The organism is Phycisphaerales bacterium, from assembly GCA_016716475.1.
Lineage (GTDB): Bacteria > Planctomycetota > Phycisphaerae > UBA1845 > Fen-1342 > JADJWG01.
The window spans coordinates 1062377-1080212 of the sequence record JADJWG010000002.1; the positions used below are offsets into that span (position 1 = coordinate 1062377).

At 65.2% G+C, this 17836-nt stretch carries 16 protein-coding genes, 1 tRNA gene and 1 pseudogene; 4 read left to right on the top strand and 14 right to left on the bottom strand.

All coding sequences use genetic code 11. The features are described from left to right. Positions 1-12: 12 nt before the first annotated feature. Together IPM18_12025 and IPM18_12030 are read right to left on the bottom strand one after the other, a co-directional pair. Complete coding sequence (locus tag IPM18_12025) at positions 13-480, bottom strand: hypothetical protein (GenBank protein MBK9120312.1); 468 nt, start codon at positions 478-480, stop codon at positions 13-15. 27 nt (positions 481-507) lie between these two features. Continuing rightward, positions 508-2847, bottom strand: coding sequence for a tetratricopeptide repeat protein (locus IPM18_12030; GenBank protein ID MBK9120313.1), 2340 nt, complete (start codon positions 2845-2847; stop codon positions 508-510). Positions 2848-3131: 284 nt separating this feature from the next. Here IPM18_12030 and IPM18_12035 point away from each other — a divergent pair, with 284 nt between their 5' ends. The 3 genes from IPM18_12035 to IPM18_12045 all read left to right on the top strand — a co-directional run bounded on the left by IPM18_12035 (position 3132) and on the right by IPM18_12045 (position 5721). Further along, positions 3132-4622 (top strand): sensor domain-containing diguanylate cyclase, encoded by a 1491-nt coding sequence (locus IPM18_12035; GenBank protein MBK9120314.1) that lies wholly within the window; start codon positions 3132-3134, stop codon positions 4620-4622. Between the two features lie 71 nt (positions 4623-4693). Further along, the gene (locus tag IPM18_12040) at positions 4694-5470 is read left to right on the top strand and encodes a ParA family protein (protein MBK9120315.1); all 777 of its coding nucleotides are present in this window, start codon (positions 4694-4696) and stop codon (positions 5468-5470) included. Positions 5471-5647: 177 nt separating this feature from the next. Then, positions 5648-5721 (top strand) — tRNA-Ile (locus IPM18_12045). A gap of 290 nt (positions 5722-6011) precedes the next feature. Here IPM18_12045 and IPM18_12050 read toward each other — a convergent pair. The 6 genes and pseudogenes from IPM18_12050 to IPM18_12075 form a co-directional block, all read right to left on the bottom strand. Next, positions 6012-7169, bottom strand: a pseudogene (locus IPM18_12050) (tyrosine-type recombinase/integrase). A gap of 2 nt (positions 7170-7171) precedes the next feature. Continuing rightward, complete coding sequence (locus IPM18_12055; GenBank protein MBK9120316.1) at positions 7172-7513, bottom strand: helix-turn-helix transcriptional regulator; 342 nt, start codon at positions 7511-7513, stop codon at positions 7172-7174. Next, the gene (locus IPM18_12060; protein ID MBK9120317.1) at positions 7503-7676 is read right to left on the bottom strand and encodes a hypothetical protein; all 174 of its coding nucleotides are present in this window, start codon (positions 7674-7676) and stop codon (positions 7503-7505) included. Before IPM18_12060 ends, IPM18_12055 begins: the two co-directional genes overlap by 11 nt. A gap of 578 nt (positions 7677-8254) precedes the next feature. Continuing rightward, on the bottom strand, positions 8255-8641 hold the full coding sequence (locus IPM18_12065) for a hypothetical protein (GenBank protein ID MBK9120318.1): 387 nt from the start codon (positions 8639-8641) through the stop codon (positions 8255-8257). An 86-nt stretch (positions 8642-8727) separates the two neighbouring features. Continuing rightward, entirely contained in the window at positions 8728-9513 is a 786-nt protein-coding gene (locus tag IPM18_12070) for a hypothetical protein (GenBank protein ID MBK9120319.1), read from the bottom strand. Continuing rightward, positions 9510-9731, bottom strand: coding sequence for a hypothetical protein (locus tag IPM18_12075; GenBank protein ID MBK9120320.1), 222 nt, complete (start codon positions 9729-9731; stop codon positions 9510-9512). The genes IPM18_12070 and IPM18_12075 overlap by 4 nt, the downstream gene beginning before the upstream one ends. A gap of 313 nt (positions 9732-10044) precedes the next feature. Here IPM18_12075 and IPM18_12080 point away from each other — a divergent pair, with 313 nt between their 5' ends. After that, positions 10045-10713 (top strand): hypothetical protein, encoded by a 669-nt coding sequence (locus tag IPM18_12080; GenBank protein MBK9120321.1) that lies wholly within the window; start codon positions 10045-10047, stop codon positions 10711-10713. Between the two features lie 48 nt (positions 10714-10761). Here IPM18_12080 and IPM18_12085 read toward each other — a convergent pair whose 3' ends face one another. The 6 genes from IPM18_12085 to IPM18_12110 all read right to left on the bottom strand — a co-directional run bounded on the left by IPM18_12085 (position 10762) and on the right by IPM18_12110 (position 17808). Next, positions 10762-11292, bottom strand: a complete 531-nt coding sequence (locus tag IPM18_12085; protein ID MBK9120322.1) for a hypothetical protein — start codon at positions 11290-11292, stop codon at positions 10762-10764. Continuing rightward, positions 11292-11588 carry a hypothetical protein gene (locus IPM18_12090; protein ID MBK9120323.1) on the bottom strand — a complete coding sequence of 99 codons (297 nt, stop codon included), beginning with the start codon at positions 11586-11588 and terminating at the stop codon, positions 11292-11294. Before IPM18_12090 ends, IPM18_12085 begins: the two co-directional genes overlap by 1 nt. A 708-nt stretch (positions 11589-12296) precedes the next feature. Beyond that, positions 12297-12530 carry a hypothetical protein gene (locus IPM18_12095; protein ID MBK9120324.1) on the bottom strand — a complete coding sequence of 78 codons (234 nt, stop codon included), beginning with the start codon at positions 12528-12530 and terminating at the stop codon, positions 12297-12299. A 418-nt stretch (positions 12531-12948) separates the two neighbouring features. Continuing rightward, positions 12949-14370 carry a beta-lactamase family protein gene (locus IPM18_12100; protein MBK9120325.1) on the bottom strand — a complete coding sequence of 474 codons (1422 nt, stop codon included), beginning with the start codon at positions 14368-14370 and terminating at the stop codon, positions 12949-12951. 45 nt (positions 14371-14415) lie between these two features. Then, positions 14416-15846, bottom strand: a complete 1431-nt coding sequence (locus IPM18_12105; protein ID MBK9120326.1) for a beta-lactamase family protein — start codon at positions 15844-15846, stop codon at positions 14416-14418. 63 nt (positions 15847-15909) lie between these two features. Continuing rightward, positions 15910-17808, bottom strand: a complete 1899-nt coding sequence (locus IPM18_12110) for a hypothetical protein (protein MBK9120327.1) — start codon at positions 17806-17808, stop codon at positions 15910-15912. Positions 17809-17836: the final 28 nt, after the last annotated feature.

Below are 17836 nucleotides of genomic sequence, written 5' to 3' on the forward strand. Positions count from 1 at the left end.
TCTCGGCCAGACCTAACCGGAGACGTCCGCCGACGCATTTGCGCCGGCCGATGACGTCTGGCGAGCGTATGCGGCGTTCGCCGTGCGGCCCCCGGCCAGACCCGTCAGCTCGTTCGCAACACCCTGCTTGCGGGCCGACAGCAGCGCCGTGTCCTCCTGGTCCGTACGCAGGATCACGCGCAGAAGCCCATTGATATCCTGCAACAGGCCCGAGGCGGTGATGCGGCGCGACTCCGGCAATCCCGCGTACATCTCGTCCCAGTTGCGTCGATAGGGCGCGAGCTGGTCGTTCAGCCGCGCGAGTGCCGCGACGAGGTCTTGGCGATCGCGCAGGATGGTGAGCAGCATCTCCGGCCGATCGCCGGAAATCAGGGCGCGCTGCCGGTCGCTGAGCTCGCGCAGCTTGCGATAGAGGTCGCGCTGCTGTTCGAGCAGCCGGATCAGTTCCGCCGGGTCGAGAGTGCCTGGCGTGGGCGTCATGTCCGAGACTCCTCTGTCAGATGGCCGCTACGGCGCGGCGGCGAACACGTCCTCAAAAAGCCGGGATTGGGAGACCACGTCGAGAAATCGCTCCCACTCGTCACGATCGAGACCGGCGAGTGAGGACTGGGTAAGCGTCGGCATACTGCGGAGCAACCAGCGGGCCCGTTCGATCGCGCGCCCCGCCTCGGTCACATCACCCAACCGCAGATGCACGTTGGCGATCTGAAGGTGCGCCATCAGCGCCGCGGGCTGGTTGTTGTAGCGCGCCGTGACCTGGCGGTAGATCCGCAGCGCCGTGTCCAGGGCGGCGGGTTCATTCAATTCGTAGTAACAGTCCGCGCGGTATTGGAGGGATAGCCGCGTCAGCAGCGCCGTCGCCGGTGTCACGGCCTGGACAGACTGGGCATCCAGGTCCGTCAGCAGGGCAGCGTACAGGTCGGCCGCACGTCGGAAGCGCACCGCACTTTCGGACAACGCCGCTTCGGGCGCTACGCCGGGCCCGGCCCCCGTCCGCAATTGGTACGCGCTGCGGCGATACGCATCCGCCAGCATGAATCGCGCCCGCAGGTGATCAGAGCTTTCGGGATACAGCCGGAGGTAGTCTTCCAGCCGCCCGATCTCATCGGCATAACGCTGCTGGTAGTCGTAGAGTTCGCACAGTGTCAGCAGGGCTTCACGGTACACCGCCGCATCGGGCGCCACGGTGCCGTCGGTCAAGAGGGTCACGAGGCGCAGTTCGGCCTCGTCGAAGTGCTCCGACCCCAGCCCGACCAGCGCCGCCGCACTCATCAACCGCGCCCGGGCAGCTTCTTCCAGCTTGGGATACTCCGCCGCGACGCGCTGGTACCAGGCGAGCGCATCCTGTGGCCGGCGGTGGGCCTCCGAAACACGCCCCAGTTGCAGCAGCGCCGCCGGCATGCGCGGATGATCGCTCCGGCCGTCCACGAATGCCTGGAGCACCCGCTGCAGCGCTCCCAGTCGTCCGGCACGGTCGTACGCCTCCGCCGCAGTCCAGAGCAGATCGGCCAAGCGCGGCTCGTCGAATCGTGCATACACAGCGGCGTGTTCCAGCGCGATCCCTCCGCGCTCATCGAAGTCTCGCGCGGTTTCACCCGCCGAGGCCGCCGCCGCAGTCAGGCAAGCCCTTCCCAGACGCTCATACCAATCCAGCCGGGCGGCCTCCTGGCTGGTCGGAGTCAGTTCTGCCGCGAGCGCCAGGTAATCCAAGGCCGCCCCGTAAGAACCCAGTTCCCAGGATGTCTGGAAAAGTCGCGCCAGTGCCGCCTGCAATTCACCGACGGCGTGCACTCGCCGGGCGTTGTGCAATCCCGGCACTTCGAGCGCAGCGCGAAAAGCCGCCATCGCCGCTGCCTCGTGGCCGAGAGTCCCCAGCGCCAACCCCCGTCCGATTTCGGCCGCCACGTGCAACCCGGGTTCCGGCTGATACGCGAGTGCGGCTTCGAAGCTCGCCAGGGCATCTTCCGGCCGCATCAGTTCCAGGTCGATACGCCCCAGCAGCCAGCGGTTCAAGCTCGGCAAGTGACCGAACTCGTCCAGCCCCAGCGGTACCCGCGGGGCATCGGTCAGCCAGTCATCGACCCACCGTGCCACGGGTGCAGCGGCGTCCGGTTGCCCTTCGTACAAGGTCACGAGGGCATCGAGATGCTCGCGATAGCCGCGCAGATCGGACGTGGCGAGCGTCCCGCCGTGCGCATCGAGCAACTCGCGCGCCCGCAGAGTATCGCGCTCGTCGAGTGCGTCTGTGACGGCATACCGAAGTGCCCACCATAAGAAGGGCGCGGTCGCCCCCGGGTCATGCAGCACATGATCGAGGATGCGGCGACGTTCGAAACGTGCTTCCGGCCGTTCGGCCAGGAGATCCACGACAGCCCGCAAGGCGGTGCGCCGATCGTCCGTGGGAAGCCCCGCATCCAACGCCGCCCGGAAACTGCCAAGAGCCGCTTCCTCGTGCCCCAGCCACAAGCGCGCAAACGCCACCCGGAGGAACATCTCGGCTGTATCCGGCCGCCCCAGTTCTTGCGCCTGCCGCGCGTGTTCCATCAGATTTTGCAGGTTGAGCGGCTCGTGCCGGTGCGCGCGTTGCTCCGCACGGTACAGCACGCCCGTCATGCGCTCGTGGAGCATGCCGCGTTCGCCGGGCGGCAGCGGTGGTTCCAGCGCCAGCAGGTTACCGATGGCATCGGCCGCGGCAGCGAAATCCTCGGCTTCCTCCAGCAGTGCCAGGTCCGCCAGAGCGACAGCGAAATCCACCTGCGGTGGCGGCGGCACCATACGGTACAGGGCCACGCCGACCGCGGTCGCCGCGATCAGCGCCACCGGCACCTGCCACCGGCCGACGAACATCTCTCGTGCTGTGCGGGGAATGCCGCGAACGCTCATCCTGAGCCCTGGAGATCGCTTCCAGCGAATCACCGCGACCGGACCACCGTCGGCCCGCCGCGGTCACCTTGTCTATCGGTCGGTTTCCTGGCACGGCTGCATCGAAACTGCGCGTCGAAGTTGCGCGAAGTCGCGGGATCACACCTACAGTTAGAATGGACTCCGCCCCGATAGACTGGCGCAGCCCAGGACCCGTCGCCTGCGGACAGCGCCTGCTCGACAGGTCCGGTATACAAGCGAACCGCCCCATGGCCGCGGTCCGAACACAAGTTGTTCTCGTTACGGAAGATGCCGACCTCCGCCGTGCGGCGGAACGGACGCGCCCGGGGAGTGCCGATCTCCATCTCGTGGCCCCCGCAAACTGGCCCTCAGCCGGTGTCGGCCTGGTGGGTGAACGCTGGCTGGATCTCGAAACTGTCGCCGCGGTCCCCCCCTGCAGTGGTCGCCGTGTGTATTTCTATACCGATCCCGCGGCCACAAGTGTGGAGCGGCCACCGGGAATCTACATCCGCAAACCGTGCAATGAAACCACCTGCGCGGTGCTTTGGACCGGAGCGGACCTCGCCGAACGCCCGGCGGGCGCGCCGTTCTTGGGCTCCGGCAGCGACCTTCCGCCGGCTTCACTGGTTGACCTGCCCGGCTGGGTAACGGCCTTCCACGACCTCGATCTCAAACGCCTCTGCCGCCGTTGTGTGGTTGAACTGCCAGGGCGACTCGGGTTCTCCGCTGCTTCGTTGTACCTGCATGACTCCGACCGTGGGTTGCTGACCCTGGCAGAAACAACGCATGTCCGGCCCATCGACCTCGCGGTGCGCGTCGCGCCAGGCGACCGGCTCATGACCCAGGTGGCCCGCGACGGCCACCCGCTTTGGACACGTTCTGCCACTCAGGAGCGCGCCCTGCGGGGACTGCCGGTACCGGCCGCAGAACTCTACCCGGATGATGCCTGCCTCGTGGCACCGCTCGGCTGTGACGGCCAACTCACAGCGATACTGAATTGTTCGCAACCGGTCGCGACGGACCCGCCACTGGAAACGAGCGAGGTGCACGCGGCCCTTGATTTCGTCGGGCGCTGTCTCCAGCATGCCCGGATGCATGATCAGGCCCGCATCGAAGCCCGTGTCGATGGGCTCACCGGCCTGTTCAACCAACGCTGGATGTACGAGGCCCTGGCGCGCGAAATCAGGCGCGCCCACCGCTTCAATGCCACGCTCTCGGTGCTGCTCATCGACCTCGATGACCTGAAGCATGTCAACGACCAAGCCGGACACGCTGCCGGTGACACCCTTCTGCGTCATGTGGCCGGTCGCATCACTTCAGTCTTGCGCCAATTCGACTGCGCCGCGCGCGTCGGCGGTGATGAGTTCATCGTCATGCTGCCCGCTACGGATCTGCGCGGCGCGCGGCACGTCGGCAAGCGTCTGCTCGACGCCATTCGTGCACAGCCGGCGTATTTTCGCGACACCCCCCTACCAACGACCGCGAGCATCGGGGCCGCTGAGTGGGAGCCGAGCTGGTCCGCGGCGATGCTGCTTGAAGCGGCCGACTACGCCATGTACCGCGCCAAGTCACGCGGGCGTGATCGGCTCGTGTGCCGGGCGCGCGGGCTGCCGTTGCCCGAGGCCCCCCCCACAACGACCATCGCGGGCTCGGAGTCCCGCTTTGCCGCCGAAATCTCCGACCTGATCCTGGCGCCCCGCCCGACACCCGACAGTTCAGTTCCGCCGATAGCACGATAGACACAACGCTGCGCGTCAGTGTCCTCTAGGACACTCGCAGCGGTTTGGCCCCAGCGCAGGGCCACGCCCGCATGATCATCGCGTTTCTCAACAGCAAGGGCGGTGTGGGCAAGTCCACTCTCGCGGTTCATGCCGCGACCTGGCTGGCCACACACACGCCCGGAGTGGTAGTGGTCGACGCGGACGCCCAGGCCACGAGCGCCGGCTGGCTCGCGCGCGCCGCGCCGGAACTGCGCGTCGAGCGCTGCAATACGGCCGAGCGGCTGCGGAACGAGCTCCCCCTTCTGGCGGAGCACTGCCCGCTGGTTGTCTGCGATGCGCCGGCCACGCTGAATGCCGAAACCGTACTGCTCGCGGCGCTGGCCGACCTGGTGGTGCTGCCGATCGGACCCTCGCATGTGGACATCGAGGCGTCGTACCGCACTGCCCGTTTGCTGTACCAGGTTCGCCTGCGCGGCGGGCGCGCCGGCCAGCCGGACGTAATCACGGTGCTCAACCGGGTGCAACCGCGGATGCGGCTGGCGCAGGTCGCGCTGCAAGCCGTGCGGATGTACGGTTTCCCCGTCGCGCAACAAGTGGTGAATGCCCGGGCGGCCTATGCCGAAGCCGCCGGTGCCGGCACGGTCGTGAGCCGCCTCGGCCCGCGCGGGCGACCCGCGGCGGAAGAACTGGAACGCTTATGGCACGAGGTACTCGGCCCGTTCGTACCACAAGCCCTGGTCATCGCGCAACGCACCTGCCCGGCCACCGATCTGGTTATGCCCACACCGCTGTCCGCACCGGCGCAGAACGCTCACAAGCCCGCGCTGACTACGCGGCCCATTCCGCTAAAGTCGCACTCCCCGTAGAGGGGCCGCATCCGCTGCCGCAACGCAGTGGTGTTGAGCAGCTCCCAGAAAGGATCCCCGGTGTCCCAATCCTCAACGGAGAATGCGCCGAGGAATCCGCCCCCCCAACACTTCGTCCTCGAAGACATTTGACAACCGCTTCCGAGTACAATTCGATATTGTCGGTCAGAAACTGCCGGGCCCATAGCTCAGTCGGTTAGAGCAGCGGACTCATAATCCGAGTGTCGCAGGTTCGAGTCCTGCTGGGCCCATCATCGAAATGATGCGCAGTAGCGTGCAATTCAGCGCGACGTACTAGGCGATTTTCGCGATTGTCACCCGCGCTACCTTTCTTTCCCGTCGTGCAATTGTGTGCAGTGTTGCGCGACGAAATGCGCTCCAACCGTCGGGGGTACCGTCGGGGGTCCGAATGGGCCGCGGGCGGGATTGTCGGCGTTGTGTCGTCCGTGCCGGTCGCCCGTAACCGTTCAGATTCCGGCTTGTCCGGTCTGCCGAGTTTGGGCAGTACGTCGAGTCCGGCCGCGAGGTCCGTCACGCCCAACCGCGAGTAGACGTTCAGCGTGAGCTTGGGATCGGAGTGCCGCGCGAGGGTTTGCGCCGTCCGCACGTTCACGCCGCCGCGCACCAGCTCCGTGATAAACGTCACCCGCAGTCCGTGAAAATCGGCCAGTCGGCCCGCGGCGTCCTGATCGGCCAGGAAGCCCGCTTGCCACGCCTCGCGCGTCGCCTTGCCGCCGCCCGTCTCGCGAAACCACGCCCACCGCGCCCGGCGCAGGTCCAGCCGCAGCATGTGTGCGGAGCGTTGCGACCAGGTGCCCGGGAATGCTGCGGCGCCCGCTGGCTTGCCTTTGAGCCACGTCCGCAGCACGTCGGCCAGGTCGTGCCGGATCGGTTGCGTCGTTGCGGTGCGGTTCTTCGCCGACCCGGCCGCCAGCAGCACGGCGGGCCGGTCGCAATCAAGTTTGAAGTCTGCAACTTTCAGCCGCGCCAACTCGCCCGCGCGGAAACCCGTGCCCAGCGCCGCCTGATACACCACAGCGCGCCCGGGTCCGCTCAGCCCCCGGAAGTCCCGGCCCACCTTCGCAGCGTCCACGAGCCGCGCTACTTCGTCGGCGGAGAACGCACGCCGCTCATATCGCTTGTCGGCGTCGAATCGCAAGCCGCGCAGGTGCGCGAGCGGATTCTCCGGCGCGAGCTTCTCACGCCAGAGCCAGCGTCCGAACGCCTTGCAGTCGCGCAGGTAGTAATGCGCTGTTCGCAGTGCCACGCCCTCGGCCACCAGCTCACCCGCGGCCGCCTGTACGCGCGCCGCCGTGACTTCGGCGAGCTTCGTCGCCCCAAGCCGGGTGAGAAGTATTTCGCTCACATGCTTCCGCAGTGAGAGCGTGTGCCTCTTTGTCGCCCCGGTCGCCGCCACGGACGCAATCCATGCGTCAATGTGTTTTGTGAGCAGAACGCGCGCCGCGTCGGCGTAGCGCTCTTCGTTCAGCTTCACGATGCCCGCCTTGCGCAGCGCCTCGGCCGAAATCCATCCTTGCAGAATCCGCTCAGCGTCCTTGCGGTCGCGCGTGCCGGTTGAGCGCTCCGGACGGCCACCGTCGGCCGCAGTCCACTTGGCGTACCAGCATCCGCCCGCGGTTCGCTTGAAGAGCGAGCCGTGATTCTTGCCGCGTTGCCGCTCTCGCGCTTGCCGCGCCATGTTCAAGCCCCTTTCTCGTAGCGCCCGGCTTTGCGCCGCGGCGCTTGTTGCGTTCTACGGGTCCGCCCCATATCAACCCCCTCGCGCGGGGTCCGCGTCGCGTGGCGCGGCGTTTCTGGCCGTTCCATGAGCACAAGATTGAGCTCGGCCGCGAGCTTGTCAACGGCCGGAAGTGTGAGCGTGCGAAGCTCGCGGGCGAATCGCGAAATCTGCGCCACGTCCACGCCCGAAGCAGCGGACAACGCAAGGTAGGTGCGCCCGTCCGCCGCAATTGCCGCTCTAAGTGTCTCTGATATGTTCATGTGTTTACGATACGTCTGCCACCACATTTTGTCAACGGGCATTCTCACCCGTCCCCTGCACCTTGCGGAGCAGTCGGCCGAGTTCAGCCACGCTCGCGCCAGCCCGTGGGCTAACTCCGAGCTTGCGTAATGCCTCCAGTAGTTTGAGCCGGAGTTTGTCAACGTCCATGCCCGCGGCCGGGTTTGCGCTATTACGTTTCATCATTGCACGCCCTCACATGTATGTTCTTCAATTCTCGCCAGCACCACGCCGCGCTCTCAAAAGCGGCGGGGTGCGCTCTTCTCTGTAAGAGAAGTCTTGGGGCGCGTACTGCCCCTTACGCAAACTGCCCGTAGAGGGCGCGTACTGCCCCTATGTGATTCGCCCCGTAGAGGGCGCGTACTGCCCCTTACGCAAAACACGGATGCGCAACAGTGTTGCGGCCCTCTTTGTGCCCACCGTCACCGGGACATGGGATCGCCGAATCCAGCCAGCCGATTCGAGCACGGTGAGCGCAGCCGACACAGTTTTCAGTCGCCGTATGCCCGTTGCGTCGCAGAGCGTTGCGCGCGTCGGCGTACAGGTAGATGCACCAGCAGCCGCTTCTAGCAGTGCCAGGTAGACCGTCGGCGCGGCCCAGCACGCTTCCGATACCCGCCGCAGCGTCCACGGCTCCGGCTTCCGCCCGCGCCGCTTAGGTCCTCCCGCTGGCGCCCCATCCGTTTTAGGCGGCTTGGGAGCCCGCTTGCCGGGCACCATGCCCAGGTAGCGCGCCTCAATCTCGGCCGCAGTCTCGCCCACGGTCAACCACCTTTCGTCATCGCCCGCGCGCCGGGCACGAGCCGCAGCAGGCCGAGTCCGCCTAACAATTGCGCACCTTGCTCCACGTAGGCCCGCCCATGGCGCCGCTTGAGCAGCCGGAGCAAAAGTGCCGGGTCCACAGTCTCGGGCGATTCGTTTTCGTCGCGCACCAGTGCCAGCAGCGCACCCGCCAAGCTTGCGAACCGGGCCGAGCCGCGCGGCGCAGCAATATCAAGCGCGCCCGGCTTGAGCGCCGTCTTGTTGAGCTCGGCCACCAGCACCGCCGCCGTCCCTGTTTCGCGAAGTGCGGTTTGAATCTGCCCAAGAGCGGTATCAAGCGCACTTACAGGGTTCTCGCCCGCGAGCTCCAGCAGCCCTACATGGTCCACGACTAGAAGCGCTGGCCGAGTCGCCAGCACTGCGGCCGCGATTGCGGACCCACTGGTAAGGTCCGCGCGGAACGTCCAGCGGCCGCCTATTTCGTGATGCAGCCGCGCCCCCGTCTCTTGCGTCCTCGTGAGCGCGGTAGGCGATATGCCGCCGCGCAGCAGCCCCCCACCGCCGTTGCATCAGCGTCGGCCCGAAGTACGCCCAGCGTCAGCGCGTCGGCCAGCAGCGTTTTTCCTACGCCCGGTGAGCCCACCAGGCCCAGATATTCGCCGCACGCAAGCCCGCCGGATTCGTCAAGTAATTCGCAGCCAGTAGCCAGCGTTTTCACCACTGGCCGTCCAGCTTCGGCCGCGTTGAGCAGTTCGCCCAGCACGTCGGCGAAGCTCGAACCAGCCCTGCGCGGCGCGGCGTCCGCGAGCAGCCGTTGCAGCTCCGCGGCTTGCTCGGCGCACGCCGCAAGTGCATCGCCCGATTTCGCGCTCGAGTCCGCCGCCGCCCGATGCGCGTGCCAGGCCAAGTTTGCAGCTTGGCGCTGCAGCCAGAGCAGGCGGACGCGCTCGGCGTACACCGGCGCACGCCGCCAGTCAGCGCAGCAGGTTGTCAGTCCGCCTAGTCCAACGTATCCTTTGATTTCATCCCATAGACCCGCCGCGGTGAGCCACTCTTTGATCGTGATTTCATCCCACGCGGCGCTCTGGTCGCGCAGCTCGGCGAGCGCGTTCCACAACTTGCCATGCAGATCACGATAAAACGTGCGCCCACCTTCCGGCAGCGCCGCCCGGCCAGCATCCAGGCCAGCCGGGTCGAGCACAGCCGCGCCGAGCAGGGCCCGCTCGGCGTCAAGATCGTGCGGGAGGGTCCGCGCGGTCACGGCCGCGCGCCCTCGTCGTCGGCGCCCACGCCGGGCAACGGGGGCAGGCCGTCCAACCACCTCTTCAAGTCCTCGACAAGGACCAGCACGCGCCGTCTGCCGGTTGGGCGGACCACGCGCAGCCGCCCACCCGCAATTTCCGCCCACAGCGTCCTAGTGCTCACCCCTGTCGCGCGTGCCGCGTCCGCAAGTCCCAGTGCAATCCTATCCGTTGCCATAGTGTGCTCCATGCAGCCGCACTATTGCGACTGTCATAGAGCACCGGAACCGGACAATCGGACACCCCGCCCGGGGGGTGAAAATGCAGTTTCTTGCGCGCTAAGCGTGTTTCGGAATCCGAAAAAATCCGCTTTTGTGTCCGGTTTATAGCTCGCCGAAGGCCACGGCCGACCGGAGCGGACCGCGAACGGCGCCGCCGCGCCGCTTGATGCCCGCAGCGCGGCAGTAGCGAGCAAAAGTTTGAGGCGAGTCCGGCACGCCGTCTGCGTGTTCCGCGCAATGGGGCAGGTTGCGAACCGCCAACAGAGCCCGATGCACACTTTTGAAGTCGCCAGCGCGGGCAGCGGGCAGATTCTCAACCGCCCACCTGTAAGCGGCCGCGGCCGCTTCAGCGGCGGGTCGTTTTGGTGGGTGAGTTATATCTGGCGTTGGTGCAATTTCAATTTCTGCCGCTTCAAGGTTCAGCAATGGCAACAGGGCGTTCACTGCCTCAAAAGTGCGGTCAAGCTCGCGCCTAAAGTTCCACCCACGCAGCCCAGCCGCCGCGCTGGCCAGGCCAGAAATGGCACGCTCGACACTGGCAAGCGCTGGCAGCACCACGCTTCCCGCTGGCGAGTCTACAAACATCGCGACCACTGGACGGACGGCGCGAGTAAAATTAGCGCTCACCGCGAGCGCGGCACCCATTACCGCGGTGGGCACGTCTGCAACATCGTCAGCCCGAAACACCAGCGCTGGTTCCACCCCAGCTTCGGTGGCGAAATCGTGCCTTATTTTGCACAACGTGTTGAGGGCGTCCAGCGCCGCGCCCCGGATTGCTCTAATTGTTTTCATTGGTGTGAACCTCAAAGCCACACCGCGAGGCGCCGGGTTCACAGTCGGCGCCAGCGCGGTTGGCGTGGTGGGCGGGAGCTACCCGCCGCACAAAAATATAGCATTCTGGCGACAGACTGCCAGCACAAAAAAACGCGCCCGCGGTGATGGACACACACGCGGGCGCGCCAGGGCAACAGCCCGAGCCAATGCTGTTTAGTTGGTCGGCTGGTCGGCGAGCGCCGCGGCAAGCTGCGGGTGACGCGCAGGCCATTTATCGAGTTCGTCCCGGGCGGCTACCGCCGTTTGCTTGCGCGCGCTTGCTACAACAGACTCCTTCTTCAGTCTGGCCATTTCAAGCGCGGCAGTTCTGTTGAAATTCACCACGGCCGCCGCAGCAGCAGCCCGCGCGTGTTCGAGCGCGTCAACCTCGCCGGCAATCTTGGCCAGCCGCTCGCGTTCGCGCAAGGCATCTGCCGCGGAAGCAAGGGCAGCATCGTCTAGTGAGAGGTGGGCAATCGCATCGGCCGCGGCCGCAGAATCAGCAGTTTTGCCAGTGAGAAAGGCCACTACAGCGTGCCACGCATCGCGCGCCGCAGCGCGTTCTAACTCCGCGTCGATTCGCGCGCACTCGCGTTCGTGCGCCGCGTGCGCTCGCAGCGCCTCCAGCGGGTCGATCGCCACGGGCGCCATGGTGGCAGGTGCCGCCGACGCGCGCCGTTTCGTGGGGGCAATAATGTTGGTCATTAGGCACCCCGCTCGAAGTACCGCAGCGCCGCCTTGATTCGCCCGTCGCCACCGTTTTTGTTCAGTGTTCGGCGTTGCTTGTCGGTCAATGCGCGCATTGCAGTGCGTGCCGAAGCGCCATGGGCTGCTTCGCGCGCGAGGAAGTCTGCTAGCACTGCAATCGGGTCAACTGGTTGCTTTGTCATGACACTTCCCTTCTCTGCCCCAACTGGCTTTACTGCGCGCTCTGAAAATAGCGCGCCAGTAGTGGCATGAACCACGTCGCCGTCAGCGTTCAGCTTGTACTTTTCTCTCACTTGTTACCTTTCTCTGCCGCCCCACTTTTGCCAAAATATGCCAACAGTTTTTCACCGGTTGCGACTGAACATCCCCGGCCCTCTAGCAGGCGTCGCAGCGTAGTACGCGAAACCACAGCACCACGGGCCACCCGGGCGAGGGGTTGCCCCTTGATTCGCCGCACTAGCCATTCTGTAATAAGCGTTGCCATGGCCAATAATGTACACCCCGCAAGGTGTACCGTCAACTACCGTATGTACCAGACGCTACTACCCCCTGATTCTGCCGCTCGCGGTCGAAAATGATAACGGAAGTGTAGCTCGCGCTACCAATGTCTAGACGAATCCGCGTTTTCAGGCCACCAGGGCCGATTATTATTTCGGACATTGCGCCCCCTTTTTTGTGTGCAAGTTTGCACCACTTGTTCGCAACACCCGGGGGGGGCTCTGGAAGAACCTAAGCGCCGGAAATTTTGCCCCAGCGCGCTTCGCCCTGTATGCGCGCGAGCCGTTCTTCCTCCGACCAGGACGCTTGAATCAGCAAGCAGGCCGCGGCAATTTCCATAGGCGTCGGGTCGCGGTGGGCTGGCTTCCTGGCAGTCCAGCCAGTAACTTTCTCCCGCCTGAGCTTGCCCGCGCAGTCGGGGGAGCACGTTGCCCGCGGGTTCTGGCAGGGTTGTACAAAAAAATTGCCGCAGACCGAACATCGCCGCGGTGGGGTCGTGGTTGTCACCGGCCGTCCCCCGTTCGTACCGACCGCACCAGGCCCAGCACCGCCCGCCGGATCGGTTCGGCCAAGCTCGGCCACGCGGTGAGCACTTCGGCAAGCTCGGGGTCGGCAACCGTCGGCATACCGTCGGGAGTACCGTCGGGCCGCCGCTCGGCCAGTTCCGTGGAACGCTCATAAGTGCTGTCCCCGTCAGCACTAACGCCAACTTCGGCGGAGCCCGACAGCGGACTCATAATCTGCCGGTCGTTGGTTCGAATCCAACTGGGCCCATGAGGAATTGCGTCTCAGCGGCGGGTGTATTCACGCGACGTGCTAGGCGTTTTTCGCGATTGTCACCCGTGCTACCACACTCCCCTTGTCGTGCACGCGCGCGCAACGCCGGGCGCTGAAAAGCGCCCCTACCAGCTACAGTACTGGCTATAGCCCCCGCGGCGTTATTCGGGATTGCGTCGTACGTCCCGGTCGCCCCAAGTCGATCAGCACGATCTCCTTTGCGATGGTCACTCCCGCAATCACAACGCGCCACTGCGATACCCCTTGCGCACTCGTCCAAGCGCCGCCCGTGATACCGCACTCAGCTCTGAACCTGCGCGGCACCCCCCTGACCACTTCGCGGCTCGGCAACGATCGTTCCGAGCGTCCCGACGGCTGCTACTGCTGCCCGATACGAACCACCCCCGCAAGCGGCGCCCGCAGCCGCACACGCTGATTCAACACACCGGTCCAGACTGTCGTACCCGGCTTGATGTTCAGCGTGGCCTCGGGGGGACTCGCGGCCAGTGCGGAGGACATTGCACCAAAAGGGATTTCAAACGAGCCCTCGCCCGGGAACGCTCCAGCAAAATCGACCCACTGCCCATCGACTCCCTGGGTTGGCCAGGTGAAGCCACCGGCGTTGATCTGCGCGTCCATCAACGCCTGGATCGCGAAGTGATAGCTGACGGGGTTCGATGGATCAGGGCTATTCACATCCGTACCGTTCTTATTGAATACCGCGAGGTAGTTCACGCCGTCCGGGCGCTGCACGAGCATCGACATCGTTCCCCCGGGCATGGACCCGTTGTGCCAGCGATACTGGCGGTTACCGTTCACCAGCGTGCCGTAGGTCGTGTTGCCGTTTTGTTGATCACTGATGTAGTACAGCTCGGCGAGGTGCAGCATCGCGGTCGTGCTGGCTACGAAGCCGCCCTGACCGACCCGGGACTCGTGATCCCAGCCACCATCTGGTCGCCGCACCGGGTCGCCGTCCGGATCGAACACGTTGGTTACCAGCGTATCGTCGTCGTACCACGGCTCACGTGGATCACGGTTCACAGGAAATGTGCGGCCACGCACCACTTCGGTCACCGGTAGCCACTCGGCCGGTCCAAAGACATTCTGCCGGACATAATCGAGATGGCTCTGGCCGGTGACCTGCTCCACCAACAGGCCCGCCGCGAGGAAGCCCACATTCGAGTAGCTGCGCTGCACCCCCGGATTACTGCTCAGGGCGCGGTTGCCCATGATCCAGCGCATCGTGTTCACCCGGCCGGGTGGACTCGCAATTCCCAGATCATCCGCAATCATGACTTCCTGATAGGTCGGATCCGGCGGCTGATTACTCGGTAGCCCGCTGGTGTGCACGAGCAGGTGCAGCACCTGGATCTGGTTGTAGCGGGCATCCGCGAGCGGCCCAATAGGGGGCAACGGCAGAATCCCACCGCCCGGCTGACCCAGGTCGAAGACATTGTCCGTGCCGGCAATCGCGTTCGAAGCGATCAGCCGCTGAACGGCTGCGGCTGTAATCGGTTTGCTGCAACTCGCAAGCCGCATCAGGGCGTCGTGGCGCAATGGAACTGTGTTGTCCTGATCCTGCCATCCAAAGCCGCGCTGGTAAACAATGACACCGTTCCGCATGATGCCCAGCAGACCGGCCTGAATATCATTGGCGGCCATGAAGTTGGACATGAGCTGGTCGAAGATCGCCAGTTCGGGGACCGGCATCCCCTGGATGGGTTGTGCGCCAGCCGGGACAGTGGCTGCAACCGGCAGCAGTGCGACCATGACACCGGCCAGAGCGGTTCGAGTTTTCATCCGGGCATACACAGAGAGCTCCTCGTGTCTCGGAAATGATTGGTTCTACTGCTGTCCGATGCGCGCCACACCGTTCTGCGGGTTGCGCAGCCGCACCCGCTGATTGATGACGCCGGTCCAGTCGGAGACGCTGGCTCTGAGATTGAGGGTGGCCTTCGCAGGGCTGCTCCCAAGCGCGACCCCCAAATCCGCCCAGGGAAACTCGTACGATCCGTCGCCCATCCCGGCGGAGAAATCCACCCACTGCCCATCCACGCCCTGGTCCGGCCAGGTGAAGCCACCCCCGTCGAGCACACCGTCCAGCAGATCGCGCATCTGCCCCCCGAAATTGGTCCCCGGCCCGCCAGCGTTGAAAATCACCGCGAAATTTACTCCGTCCGAGCGTTGGCGTAGCGACGTGTCGGTGCCCCACAACAGTCCGCCGTGTGAACGCGTGGAGCGGACACCATTCGTAAGAGCGCCGTAGGTCAACGCGCTCCCACCCCCGAAATTCTCCGCCTGCACATAATAGTTCTCGGCCAGGTGCAGCAGTGCCGTCGTGCTCGTGGCGAACGCACCACTCGCGAAATGCAGCTCGTGGTGATAGCCGCCGTGTGCCCGGCGCACCTGGGGACCATTCGGATCGAACACGTTGGTGGCCATCTGCGTGTTCGCGTAGTACGGTTCGCGCGGATCCAGTTCGACCTCGAAGGTCCGGCCGGCCACGACTTCCGTGATGGGTAACCAGGCGATCCCACCGAGCACGTTGTTGCGCACGTACGTAAGGTGATTCGTTCCACTAACGGCCTCGATCACCTGTCCGAGCACCATGAAGCCAAAGTTTGAGTACGCGACCGTGCCACCCGGGTCACTCGCCAGCGTCAGTCCCAGCACCCATTGGGTATGTCGCGTGCGTCCGGGCGGGTTCCCGGTCGGCAGGTCGGCATCATTGAAAGCGTTGGCGATGGTGATCTCCTGGAACATCGGGTCGGCCACCGCGTTCGAGGGCAATCCGCTGGTGTGAGAGAGTATCTGTTGCACGGTAATGTCCTGCATGCGGCTGTCCGGAATATTCGGGAACTGCACGAGTCCGTTACCATCGAACGCGGCGTACGACAGCAGGCCGCCACCGGGCTGGCCAAGGTTGAATACGATGTCGTCGGGATCGAGGTGGCCGGTGCTATACAGGCGCTGGATGGCCGCCGCCGTGAATGGCTTTGTAATGCTCGCGATACGGGCCACCGCGTCATGTCGCAGCGGGATCGTCTTGTCCGCATCCTTCCAGCCGAAGCCACGCTGGTACACAATGACGCCATCGCGCATCACCGCCAGCAGGCCGGAATGAATGTCATTGTCTTCCATGAACTGCACCATCAGGTTGTCGAACAGAGCCAACTCGGGCACGGGCATGCCCGTGACGGGGGTATCGGCCTGGGCCATGAACAGGCCGCCGCAGGTCACCCACAGGCCGCACAACAGGGCACGGGAAGCACGCATCTTTGATCTCCTCGCATGCAGGCCGGCGCGCCCAGCGCGCCGGCCGCACGTCGCGTTTGTCGTCTACTGCAGGTTCACGAGCACCAGCACGAGCCCGTCTTCACCCTGGGGCAGCCGACTCATGGCCTTGCCGATGATCGCCCCGTCGGCCTGAGCCCGGTTCCCAACCGGCTTGGCGAAACCCGCCAGGTCGGAGGTCGTCAACAGGTCGCCGGGCTCGACACCTTGCATACGAGTGTCACACCGGACCCAGACACGCCCGGACATGGCCACCGGTCGATGACGCTCGCCGGCCGGACCGTCACCGAGCACGATGCCGGCCTGAAGGTCGTTGGCGCCGCTGATGACACCAGCGACTCGCTTGTTGTACGCCGTGCGTGAGACTCGCAGCTTGCCGGGCTGATCGGGATCGATCTCGACGACCATGCCGGCCTCGGCCTCCTCATCGAACTCGAAGCGCTCCGCAAGGTCGGCGCCACCCATGATCTCCAGTACGTTGACAGACAGCGTCCCATCGACCTCTGCCCGGCCGTCAACATGCAAGGCGGTTCCACCGCCGGGATTCGCGAAAGTGCCACCCACGCCCGTCGGGCTCCAGGTGATGCCTCGAACACCGAATTCGGTACCTTCACCCTCAATCGCGCGCCCGCCGATTGCATAGACGGCCGGACCGTTGCCGCCATCGGCTCGCAATGCCGGCTGGTTCAGCCGCCCGCCCGCTCCGATAGCCCACACGCCATAAGTCGAACCGTTTCCGGCTTCCCCTACCACACCCGCACCACCGTCATTGCCCAGACCCCAGACGCCATAGGTTGCCTCAGCACGCACACCATGGCCGCCCGTGTTGCTGGCCGTGGCGAAAACACCCCGGTTTTGCCCAATGCCCTCGACACCTGTGCGGCCCTGACCTCGCACTCCGACACCCATAAATGCGGCACTCGTACCGAGCACTCCGTAGGTCCGGGTGCCAGCCGTATGATCTGAAGTGGCCCGGCCACGGACACCGGCGGCACCGTCCGAGGCGGAATTGGTGACGCCATCGACACCCGGAGCATCACCGACGAGGGCGGGGTGAATTCCATACACACCGATACCCATCAGGCCACCGCCACTACCGTAGACACCAAATCCGAAATCACTGAGGGTTTCGCCGAACACCGCCCGGCCGCTGAGACTTTGGCCGTGCACGCCGGTACCGCTGCCTGCACTGGTCGCCCACACGCCGGTCGTGCCCGGCTGGAGCGAGAGGTTCAGGGCTCGCACCGCCGTCGCCGGCGCCGGGGCCGCGGCCGAAAGGATGCGTGCATACACCGCCCGACCACTGAATGACTCGGCACTCACCGCATCGGCGGTTCCGATCGCGGTTGCGCTCAGTGCCAGACCGCCGCCATCGTTGAGGAACTGCCCGGCCGGCCCCCCCATGGACGTAACGTTCAACGTCGCGTCGGTATTGGCCGGGTTGTTATTGCGGAACACGCCCGCCCAGCCCAGATCGTTGTTGACGATCTCAAACACGCTGCCGAGATTGTCGTCGGAAACGCCAAGGAACGGGAGACTCAACCCACTGGCATAGGGCGCGGGGGTCAACTCCTGGCGCGGGGACAGTGTCGTGAACACACCCGCGCCCGATGGCGATCGCACGGCAATCTCCAGGAAACGCGCCTTCCCATCAAACGGCGACGCACCGAACTGGTCGGCATCGTTGAGAAGCACCGTCACGCGCCCGCTCACAACCGCCACGTTGTCGAGCGCGTGCATCGCGCCGACCTGCAGTCCGCCAACCGCGGCATCCCACAACCTGAACTGAAAATCGCAGTTGCCGTGGACCGGCACACCACCCTGTGCCAATTCTCCCTGGTAGGTAAACGCGCGGCCGACAGGGCTGTCCGCCTGTGCCGCGATCGTGAGCGCGCTCACGGCACACAGGGCCACCGCCGCTTGCATTCTTCGCATCCGCATCATCTGCTGCTCCTTGGGTTGCACCATTCAT